The 8,864-nt window shown below is 59.5% G+C and carries 10 protein-coding genes; all 10 read right to left on the minus strand.

Annotated features, from left to right (window positions below; all coding sequences use genetic code 11):
* Positions 1–33: 33 nt before the first annotated feature.
* Positions 34–492 (minus strand): response regulator, encoded by a 459-nt coding sequence (locus BV106_RS07470; protein WP_081891585.1) that lies wholly within the window; start codon positions 490–492, stop codon positions 34–36.
* A 9-nt stretch (positions 493–501) separates the two neighbouring features.
* On the minus strand, positions 502–2,655 hold the full coding sequence (locus BV106_RS35220; RefSeq protein ID WP_051945353.1) for a GspE/PulE family protein: 2,154 nt from the start codon (positions 2,653–2,655) through the stop codon (positions 502–504).
* A 39-nt stretch (positions 2,656–2,694) separates the two neighbouring features.
* Positions 2,695–3,198 (minus strand): hypothetical protein, encoded by a 504-nt coding sequence (locus BV106_RS35225; protein WP_051945356.1) that lies wholly within the window; start codon positions 3,196–3,198, stop codon positions 2,695–2,697.
* 27 nt (positions 3,199–3,225) lie between these two features.
* Positions 3,226–3,633: a prepilin-type N-terminal cleavage/methylation domain-containing protein gene (locus tag BV106_RS07485; RefSeq protein ID WP_038162782.1), complete on the minus strand. Its 408-nt coding sequence runs from the start codon at positions 3,631–3,633 to the stop codon at positions 3,226–3,228.
* A gap of 18 nt (positions 3,634–3,651) precedes the next feature.
* On the minus strand, positions 3,652–4,122 hold the full coding sequence (locus BV106_RS07490; RefSeq protein WP_038162783.1) for a type II secretion system protein: 471 nt from the start codon (positions 4,120–4,122) through the stop codon (positions 3,652–3,654).
* A gap of 87 nt (positions 4,123–4,209) precedes the next feature.
* Positions 4,210–4,602 carry a prepilin-type N-terminal cleavage/methylation domain-containing protein gene (locus tag BV106_RS07495; protein WP_038162785.1) on the minus strand — a complete coding sequence of 131 codons (393 nt, stop codon included), beginning with the start codon at positions 4,600–4,602 and terminating at the stop codon, positions 4,210–4,212.
* A 206-nt stretch (positions 4,603–4,808) separates the two neighbouring features.
* Positions 4,809–6,038, minus strand: a complete 1,230-nt coding sequence (locus BV106_RS07500; protein WP_038162786.1) for a type II secretion system F family protein — start codon at positions 6,036–6,038, stop codon at positions 4,809–4,811.
* Positions 6,039–6,061: 23 nt separating this feature from the next.
* Positions 6,062–6,502 (minus strand): prepilin-type N-terminal cleavage/methylation domain-containing protein, encoded by a 441-nt coding sequence (locus tag BV106_RS07505; RefSeq protein ID WP_038162787.1) that lies wholly within the window; start codon positions 6,500–6,502, stop codon positions 6,062–6,064.
* Positions 6,499–7,992 (minus strand): hypothetical protein, encoded by a 1,494-nt coding sequence (locus BV106_RS07510; protein WP_038162789.1) that lies wholly within the window; start codon positions 7,990–7,992, stop codon positions 6,499–6,501. The genes BV106_RS07505 and BV106_RS07510 overlap by 4 nt, the downstream gene beginning before the upstream one ends.
* A gap of 7 nt (positions 7,993–7,999) precedes the next feature.
* Positions 8,000–8,864: hypothetical protein (locus BV106_RS07515; protein ID WP_038162791.1), on the minus strand; the 865-nt coding region annotated here is incomplete at its 5' end.

Here is an 8,864-nt window from a genome sequence, read left to right on the forward strand (position 1 = left end):
TCTGTCGGTACGAGTTGTTAACCTTGAAACGGGTCATTGAAAGGGGAGGACGGCGTTCGGCAGGATGCGAAGCACCATCTCCGCGAGTGCACGGGGAGTGTAGGGCTTGGGAAGCACATCATCAAATCCCATACGTCGGCAGCTGGCGATGCTCTCCTCATCCACAAAGAATCCGCTGCAGGCGATGACAGGGATGCCGGGCTGGATGACGCGGAGCGCCTCCAGCGCCTCCATGCCGGACATGCCCCCGGGCAGCACCAGGTCCAGAATCACCAGATCGATCTTGGTGTGGTGCAGGACGCAGTACTTGAGGATTTGCGCGGCTTCTTCGGCGCTGCTGGCGCTCAGGACCTCCCAGCGGTGGGAGGTGAGAATCGTGCTGGCCAGGGCCCGGAGCACCGGTTCATCATCCACCAGCAGGATGCGCCCTCTGAACGCCGGCATCGTGACCGGAGGCTCAGGGTTTTCAGGTATGGGGGCAGCTAAGCTCATGGGTGGGGTTTAAATGGCGGTGTAGGAGAGACAGCGGATTTCATCCAGTGTCGTGTTGCCAGCGAGGAACTGCAACAGACCCTCCTGATAAAGTGTGCGGAAACCCTGGGTGAGCGCGGCGGCCCGCAGGGCGGAGAGTGGGGCGGCGGCCTCAACGAGATCGCGGATTTCATCGCTCACCTCGCACAACTCCATGAGGGCGATTCGGCCGCTGTAACCGGTGCCGTGGCACTCATCGCAGCCCACTTTCTCATAGACCGGCTGGGTGAGCGCGTGGGTGATGGCCCCTTGTTTGAACAGGTGCTCCTGGATCTCGCGCGAAGCAGCGACGGGGCGTTTGCAGTAGCCGCAGAGCTTGCGCACCAGCCGTTGTGCCTGGCTAAGGGCCAGGGAATCCGCCAGAAGATACTTTTCCACTCCCATGGAGAGGAGGCGGGAAACGGCCCGCAGAGAGTCGTTGGCGTGCAGGGTGGTGAGCACCAAGTGACCCGTGAGGGAGGCGTTCACCGCCGCCTGGGCTGTCTCGGTGTCACGAGATTCCCCGATCAGAATGATGTCAGGGTCGGCTCGCAGCAGGGCCCGCAGGCCGTTGGCAAAGTCCAGACCGTACACCGGGTTGGTTTGCGTCTGGTTGATGCCCTCCACCTCATACTCGATTGGGTCCTCAATCGTCTGGATGTTCACGTCCACCTCGTTCACGCTGTTGAGCAGCGCGTAGAGGGTGGTCGTTTTACCTGAACCGGTGGGTCCGGTCACCAGCACCAGGCCCTGGTCCCGGCGCATCACGCGGGTGAAGATATCCTGTTGCCGCTGGCTGAGATTGAAGTCGCTCAGGTGACGCACACCGTCCTGTTTGTCCAGGAATCGCATGATCACCTTTTGAAACTCCCGCCGCGTGGGGATGGCGGCCACACGAACGTCCAGACGACGCCGGCCGAGGCGCATGGCAAAGCGGCCATCCTGAGCCTCCTGGCGCGTCTGGCTCATGTTGGAATAGTTTTTGACCAGGGCGACGAAGCGGGAGAGCAGCTCCTCGGGAGCGGTGAGGATGACTTTGAGATTGCCGTCAATGCGGGCCCGGAATCGCGTGACGTTGTGAAACTTCTCGATGTGAAGGTCACTGGCCCGGCAGCGGATGGAGGTGAACAGGGCCCAGTGCATGAGCTCCTCCGCCGAGTGGTTCGGGTTCTGCGGGTTGACTCGCGCCATGTCTTCGGCGCTGATTTCTACCACATCACTTTCCTCGCGATCAGCCAGACGGGTCTCTTCCACCTTGGCCACCGAATTGGGGTCAAAGTTGGCGGCAGCCCGGGCGATGGCCTCGCGGATGGCGCTGGGGTCCGCCAGCACTGGCATGATCTTGCCAGCCTCGTTGCCGAGGGACATCCACTCGTCTTCAAAGGCGTAGTTGTCCGGCGACTCGCTCAGCAGATAGATGCAATGACGGCCAGCATAGAGGGGGTATACATTGAACCGCTCCAGCAGGTGATGGGGAAACAGCTGCTGCCGGGGGGCTTCCTGGGCATTGTACACCTGCGCTTTGCCGTCCGTGGTCAGGTAGCGGAGGGCCACGCCCAGATTCCGTTGCAGGCCGTTGAAGTCGGCCACGCTCAGCGCAGTCTTCTTGTCCCGCAGCACCGCATAGTAGCCGCGCAGACGAGTCGCATCCGAGGGTTCGTAGGGATAATTTTTCAGCAGCCATTCGAAGGCTGCATCCAGACCGCCTTCGCTCAGGCGGGGCACCTCCAGCTTTTCCAGGGGGTTCTCCTGCGGGATGGGATTCTGCTGGCACCGGTTGGCAAAATCCTGCCTCGCCTTTTGATACTGGTCCTTGGAGATGAGGACCCGCACCGTGAGTGCAGGCGGCACACCCCAGTTGTCCGTGGCCTTGGGATTGAAGTGGGCCATGATCAACAATGGCCCCAGCGTCGCCACCGGCAGCCAGGGATCGGCCGTGTAGGGCATCCGGCCCAGCTTTCGGAGGATGCGTTCCGCCTCAGGAGGGCAGCTCTCGCGCAGCAGGTTCACCGGCACCAGGCCGTTCTGCAGCGCCACCCCTTCGATGGTCATCACCAGCGTTTCCTTCGCGCCCGCGGCTTCCGTACCTGGAGCGGAGGCACCGGTGGCAAAACCGAGGGGAGACGACTGGGCGGCGACAGACATGTGAGGTGTCGGGAAAAATCGGGGTATTGAAACTGAGAGCTACTTTCCGGCCATCGTGAAATTTGGCGGGAAAACAAACTGGGTACCGAGGTCAGTACCATCGAAGTTCACCTTCAATCCGGTTCCTGCCTCGCCGGGCGAGATCATCTTGTAGATGGTGCCAGTCCACATCAACCGGAAGTCCTCGGTGCTGCTGGAAATATCGGGGTTCCAGTCACTACGCATGTAGGGTGAGCCAGGTTTGGGATTGTCCGGGTTGCGATACTGCATGGTTCGCAGGATGAGCATTTCATCCTGGCCGGAGGGAGCGACGCCAGTGAAGAGCAATTCATAGTTGCTCATGTTGAACTTGTGCACCGCTGTGTTCAGCGTCTCCAGCGTGTTCTTGGCGATGGCAGTGCGAGAGCTCGATGTCAGTTCACTGAACCTCGGAATGGCCACCGCTGCGATCACGGCGATCACCGCGATGACCATGATGAGCTCGATGATGCTGATGCCATCTTCCCGTCTCGCTGATTGTGCCGATGTCCTTGTTCCCTTCATGGCAAATTTCGAGGTTGGAAATGAACCTTAGTAGTTGATGACAGTGGTGCCCTGCTTGAGGGTCACCTTAGCCAGAGGGTCGATCGTGCGGAAAGTGACTGAGTAACCGTTCGGCATGAAGTCGGTCAGATTCGTCTCCGAAAAGGAGATGTAAGGGGCGATTTTGACGTACTTGAGCTGATCGGTCGTGGCGGCGGTCCAGTCCGCCACGGCTTGAGTCCTGCCTCGGACCTGGATGAAAGTGGCCATGCCCATGTTGATGGACTCTGCACGGGCAATCGCGATGTTACGTTCGCTATCACCGCGCATCTTCACCAAGTTGGGAATGGCGAGGAAGGCAATGATGCCGATGATGGCGACAGCGGCCAGCATCTCGACCAGGGAAAATGCGGCGTGCAGCCTGGCCGGTCTGGATGAAAAGGTGCGGGGTTGCATAAGCCGGATCAGGTGAAGTTATTCCGCGGTCAGGAGGACCTGCGGATAGTTTCCCGAAGCCCAAGTGGGCAGGGTGATGTATTGCTTGGTGGCGGTGAGGGCATCGCTTTTGATCTTGTCAGAATTCGTCGTGCTGTTGAAGAAGTGATTCTTCGTCGGATCGTCAAGATATGAGGCGATCAGGTTCAGACGCGCCAGGGAAGTGGTACGACTGTTGTAGTCGGTGCGGATCTCTTCCACAGTCCGGAGTTTGCCGGTGCCCGTGGAGGCATTGATGACGTTGACGCGGTTGCTGTCTCCGTTAACCCAGGCATTCACGGCATTCTGGACGGCGGCCTGCTGCTGGCGGGCAATCATCCGGCTGGCGTCCGTCGTGGCACCGGAAAAGGCGCTGATAAGGATTCCTGCCATGATGGAAAGGATGGCAATGGTCACCAGAGCCTCAACCAAGGTGAATCCCGGAGCCCTGTGCGGGTGGATCGAGTTCATGACGGACGGTTAAAGGAATTAAAGAGGCAGCGCGGCCCGGCAGACATTTCTGCCAGGGCCGCGGGAAAGGCTGAATCGGAAAGGCGATTAAGGCGTCTTGTCCTTGTTGTAGACCAACGCCTTGTTGGCATCCGTATCAATGTACTTAAGGGCATTGGTCTGTTCCGTAGCGGAAAGGCCGGGAACGGAGAAAGACTTGGTAGCGAAGGCACCGGTTCCAGTTTTGCCCTTCACCACGTCGGCCACGGTCTTGTCGGGAGCGGAGATGTCCCAAGTTGCACCAGCCGCCACGCCCGCCTGGAACACGGAAACGATGTTCTGGGCGTTACGCTGATCTTTCGTCTTTGTAGCTGCGTCACTGATGCCGCTGATGCTGGGGATGGCAATGGCTGCAATCACACCGATGACGGCGATCACGACGAGCATTTCGATAAGGCTGAAGCCCTGGCTGATGATGTTTTTTGGTTTCGTGTTTTTCATAGGTACTGGATGTCTGAGTTTATGGTTTAGGGAGCACTGAGGAAATGGTTTAGATGAAGAGAAAGCAGGCTCGATCATTTATGATAACGATGGAAATTCTATCATTTCTTGGATTATCGTCAACTCAAAATTATGAATATTGCAGTGATTTCAATCAAATTTGGCAGTCCGGCTGTGTGAACAATAAGTTTCGGTTCATTTGATTCTCATTTTCGACCGGGAAGGATGGCGTCACCGAGGCTGAAGATGGGGCCGTAGATGGCATAGACGAGGAAGCCCACCATCAGGCCGAGGATCATCATCGTGAGAGGCTCGATGATCTTGTCCACCTGGTTGGCGAGGGTATCGAGTTCGTCCTCGTAGTCGTCGGCGATCTCGTTGAGCATCTCCGTGCCCGCGCCTGTTTCCGAGGCGAGCTCGATGAGCCCGCAGATGGTGCGCCCATCATCGCCCAGCCAATGGGATTCGATGAGGAAGGATTCGTGCATGGTCCGCCCGACGTTGATGTGCCCTGCCAGACGCTCGAAGAATTCGCGGTAGTGCCAATGCCAGGAAGCTTCGGCGGTGATAGCCAGAGCGTTCGAAAGCCGGACGTTGGCCTCCAGCAACATGGCCAGACAGCGGAAGCTGACGGCAGACGCGGACTTTCTGACCAAGTTGGAAATGATCGGAAGCTTGAGGAAAAGCGTTTGGGCCGTCCGCGTGCTCGTCATGCGCCCCCAGTTCTTGAAGAACATAAACAGCCCGCCGATCGGGATGGCCAGCGTCCAAGGCTGGTGAATCAGCGTCTCGGACATGAACACGAGCGCCTTGGTGCCAAGGGGAAGCGGAACTTTAAGTGAGGTGTAGAGCTTTTGCATCGCTGGAACCAGCGTGTAGCTCATGATGATGATGACCCCGATTCCCAAGGTGACCACCACTCCTGGGTAGATCATCCCGGATTTCAGCTTTTTGATAATTCGCGCAGTCTTCTTCTGGGCTGAGCCGATCCGCCGGCAGACGGTGGAAAGCTGACCCGCTTCCTCACCGGCGATGATCAGGCTCAGCAGCTCCTTGGGGAAAACCGAGGGGTGCTTGGCAATGGCGTCGCTGAACTTCTCCCCGATGGACAGATCATAGACCAGCTCCGCAATCACCCCGCGGTACTTGGGGGACTTCACGCGGTTGGCCTGCAGCTGCAGGCTCTTGATCATGCCGATGTTCCGCTCCAGACAGCGGGCCAGTCCGTTGAAGAACACCACCCGGTCATCCAGGTTCTCCTTCGGCAGGGTCATCTTGTGGACCGTCTCATCGAGGCCCACGATGTCCTCGATGGTGGCAGTTTCGGCCCCCGACATGCCGGACCCGATAAGTGCCTTTTCGTGCGTGTCCGTCTCCACGAACGACTCGTGCGTGCCGCCCGTATGGATATTCGTGATGAGGACTTTCTTGAGCATGAGTATCTAGAGAGGAGGGGATCTCAGCGGATGCTGGGGCGGTAAACCTCAAGCGCGACCGCTTGGTGGGTGGAGGAGATCGGGTTGCGGATGGTCACGGAGCAAGTGACGTCCTCCAGCGTGCCCATGGAGTTGGCCATGGCGACCGTGCCTTCACTGGTGAAACTGACCTGAGTGCCCGGAGCGGTGCCGTAGGGAACGACGGCGGACTCCAGCATGCTGTTGTTGGTCACGTGAGGCATCACTGCCAGCACTTCGGCCGGAGTCAGACCCAGTTGCCACAGGCGGGCGGCATTGTCCTGGTAGTTGAGAGCCACGGCCGTGACTTCGGCGGTCTCCCCCTGAAGGTTCATCGTGCCCGCCAGAGAGACCGTGCCACCGATTACCGCCCCAATCAGGGCAGAGGCAATCATCACTTCGAGAATGGTGTAGCCGTTCTTCCGGCCAGGGAGGTGCGTTTTCATCGAACCAAGAAGTAGGTTTCCATCCAGGCGTCCCGAGGCAGAAGCTTTTCGAGATTCTCCGGATCGGTTTCACGCTGCAGGATGATGCGGACCCCGGTTCCCGTGTCGGTGCAGTTCAGCACCCAGTCGGTGCGGATGCCTCCGGTCATCTGCAAGTTGACCGAGGTCGGCAGATTGATGTACACGGGGCGGTATTCGGTAATGAGGTTCGTTCGCCAGCGCAGAGGGCCGCCTGACACGATGCTGCTGCTTTGATAGCCCAGGAAAAGAGTCGTCCCGGCTCCGGTGCCGGTGCCAGGGCCGGCGGCCAGGATGAACCGGCGGTTGTTTTCACCCACAAAGCGAACGTCCCTTACCGTGCTGGTCGGATCCAGCCAGACGATGATGGGGGAGAGGGTGTCGGCGGTGGAGTATTCCGTCGCAGTCGTCTGACCTTCAATCACCACCTGATCATAGGCACCGGTGATGCGGCAATGCGTGAGGCCGGTGTTCTTGAGGCGGATCTTGAGGACCTTGAACTTGCCGCTGTAGGTCGTGTTATAAGGTGAGGTGGTGGGCGGCGCGTAGGTGGGGCTGTTTTCCTGCACGATCTGCACCGCCGTGGTGGTGCTGCCGCTTGCCGTGGTGGAGCTGTAGGTGGACCAGGAGCCGGTGGTCTGGCCGAGGTGGTAGATCGATCCCGGGGTGAAGTCCGTGTTGTTGATCATCTTCAACGTCCCGTTGGTCACCGCAGTGGGCGTGCTCGTGCCGCCGTACCCTGCCGTGGCGGTGGGGGTGATAGCATAGTTTTCCGGAAGCTGCGTGGCGGTCCCGGCGTTGTTCTTCACGGTGTTCGTGAAGGTAGGCTTCATGTGGATGTAACTATTGGCGCGCAAGTCTGTGGTCTGGGCGGTGCCGTCGTAGATCACCACCCGGCCATCGACCCGGATGTTGTTGGTGATGTAGTAATCCCCCGTGGCGCTGGCCGCCTTCTTGTGCAGAACGAGCAGATCCCCCTGAAGCAGCGCGGGATAGGACTTCAGGTAGTTGAACATGCTGACGTGCTCCGCCTGGTTGCTGTTGGAGTCCGCCACCGTTCGTTCATAGAAATAGCCTTCATCTTCCGTGGGTGGCACCTGGATGTTGTTGAAAGGGTAGGAGACGACCGGGGCGGAGGGCCGCTGAGTGGTCTCATACGCGGAGAGGTTGCTGTAGGCTGAGGCCTGGAGTCCGCCCCAGTTGGTGGCCAGCGAGGCACTGCTGGCAGCGCGGGTGACCGTGTCGCGAAAGCTGTACACGTAGCCGTACTGGCGGTTGGCGGCGTCCGTGTTCATCCAGGCCAGACGACGCTGGCTGGCGGAAGCCATGCGCTCCGCCTGCTGCAGACGGGCTCCCAACACATACATCATCCCCGTGACGGCAATGGTGCCGACCATGACCATGGCCAGCGCGAACATCATCGCGGCGCCGCGACGATGACGAGACTTGCTGCTGGAACCAAAGGTGTGCATGGATCGACTAGGTGGAGGGAAACATGGGGGTGGTGAACATGAAGGACGTGCGGCCCGCCATGTGATTGTAGGCCCTCCGCGGATCTGTGGTGCCATAGCTGCCATTCAGCACGCCGCCGGTGTTCACATTGCCGGGCAGTGCTAGGGAGTCCACGGCGGGGTCCGGCCAGAAGATGAAGTAGAACGGTTGCTCCGCCGCGAGTTTGAAGCGGTCGATCGTGGTCGATCCCTCGGCAATGGCTTTAAGGGACCGGCGTTCGAAGGCGACCACCGGCGGGACGAAGGACTCCGTCTCCCCGCTGACCCGGTAGATCACATCATAGTAGGCCGTGAGTCCGCCATTCACATAGCGTCGCACGCTGGCGTAGGTTCCTAGAATCGTGCTCGTGGCGCTGGGGTTTTTGGCCTCGACAAAATCCACGTCATAGACGGCCAGCACGGGGATGGTGGAGGCAGTCTGAGAAAACCCGAGGAAGAAGACAGAGTAGTTGGGAGTGACGCCGGTATTGCGATAGCTGGTGAAAATGGAGCCGGAGCCCGAGATGGCCGTGGAGAGATAGGTGCGGAAGGCCTCAGGGGTGTCCATGCGCGTGCCCGGGGGCGGTGAGGCGATGCTGGCAGGCCGGACGGTATTGAAGACGTTGTTCGCGCGGTACAGGCAGTACACTGCCACGGACTGGGCGGTGTCGGTGATGAACTTCTCCCGCAGCGCTTCGGCACGCGCCAGGCTGCCGTAGTTGGGCGCCATGTAGGTGGAGATGTCCGTCCCGGTCTGCCCTGGGTAAAAGTTGCTTTTGGCGTTGGTGGGAAGGCGCACCGTGGCCACATCGCTGAAACGCTGCTGCGCCCGTACAAAGGTGGCATAGGCCATC

Source organism: Verrucomicrobium sp. BvORR106, from assembly GCF_000739655.1.
Taxonomy (GTDB): Bacteria; Verrucomicrobiota; Verrucomicrobiia; order Verrucomicrobiales; family Verrucomicrobiaceae; genus Verrucomicrobium.

What these genes read in the sequence shown, in the direction of transcription:
- BV106_RS35225 (WP_051945356.1), bottom strand. Translation starts at nt 3,198, where the DNA reads ATGAAGGGAACAAGGACATCGGCACAATCAGCGAGACGGGAAGATGGC.
- BV106_RS07485 (WP_038162782.1), bottom strand. Translation starts at nt 3,633, where the DNA reads ATGCAACCCCGCACCTTTTCATCCAGACCGGCCAGGCTGCACGCCGCA.
- BV106_RS07470 (WP_081891585.1), bottom strand. Translation starts at nt 492, where the DNA reads ATGAGCTTAGCTGCCCCCATACCTGAAAACCCTGAGCCTCCGGTCACG.
- BV106_RS07510 (WP_038162789.1), bottom strand. Translation starts at nt 7,992, where the DNA reads ATGCACACCTTTGGTTCCAGCAGCAAGTCTCGTCATCGTCGCGGCGCC.
- BV106_RS35220 (WP_051945353.1), bottom strand. Translation starts at nt 2,655, where the DNA reads ATGTCTGTCGCCGCCCAGTCGTCTCCCCTCGGTTTTGCCACCGGTGCC.
- BV106_RS07500 (WP_038162786.1), bottom strand. Translation starts at nt 6,038, where the DNA reads ATGCTCAAGAAAGTCCTCATCACGAATATCCATACGGGCGGCACGCAC.
- BV106_RS07505 (WP_038162787.1), bottom strand. Translation starts at nt 6,502, where the DNA reads ATGAAAACGCACCTCCCTGGCCGGAAGAACGGCTACACCATTCTCGAA.
- BV106_RS07495 (WP_038162785.1), bottom strand. Translation starts at nt 4,602, where the DNA reads ATGAAAAACACGAAACCAAAAAACATCATCAGCCAGGGCTTCAGCCTT.
- BV106_RS07490 (WP_038162783.1), bottom strand. Translation starts at nt 4,122, where the DNA reads ATGAACTCGATCCACCCGCACAGGGCTCCGGGATTCACCTTGGTTGAG.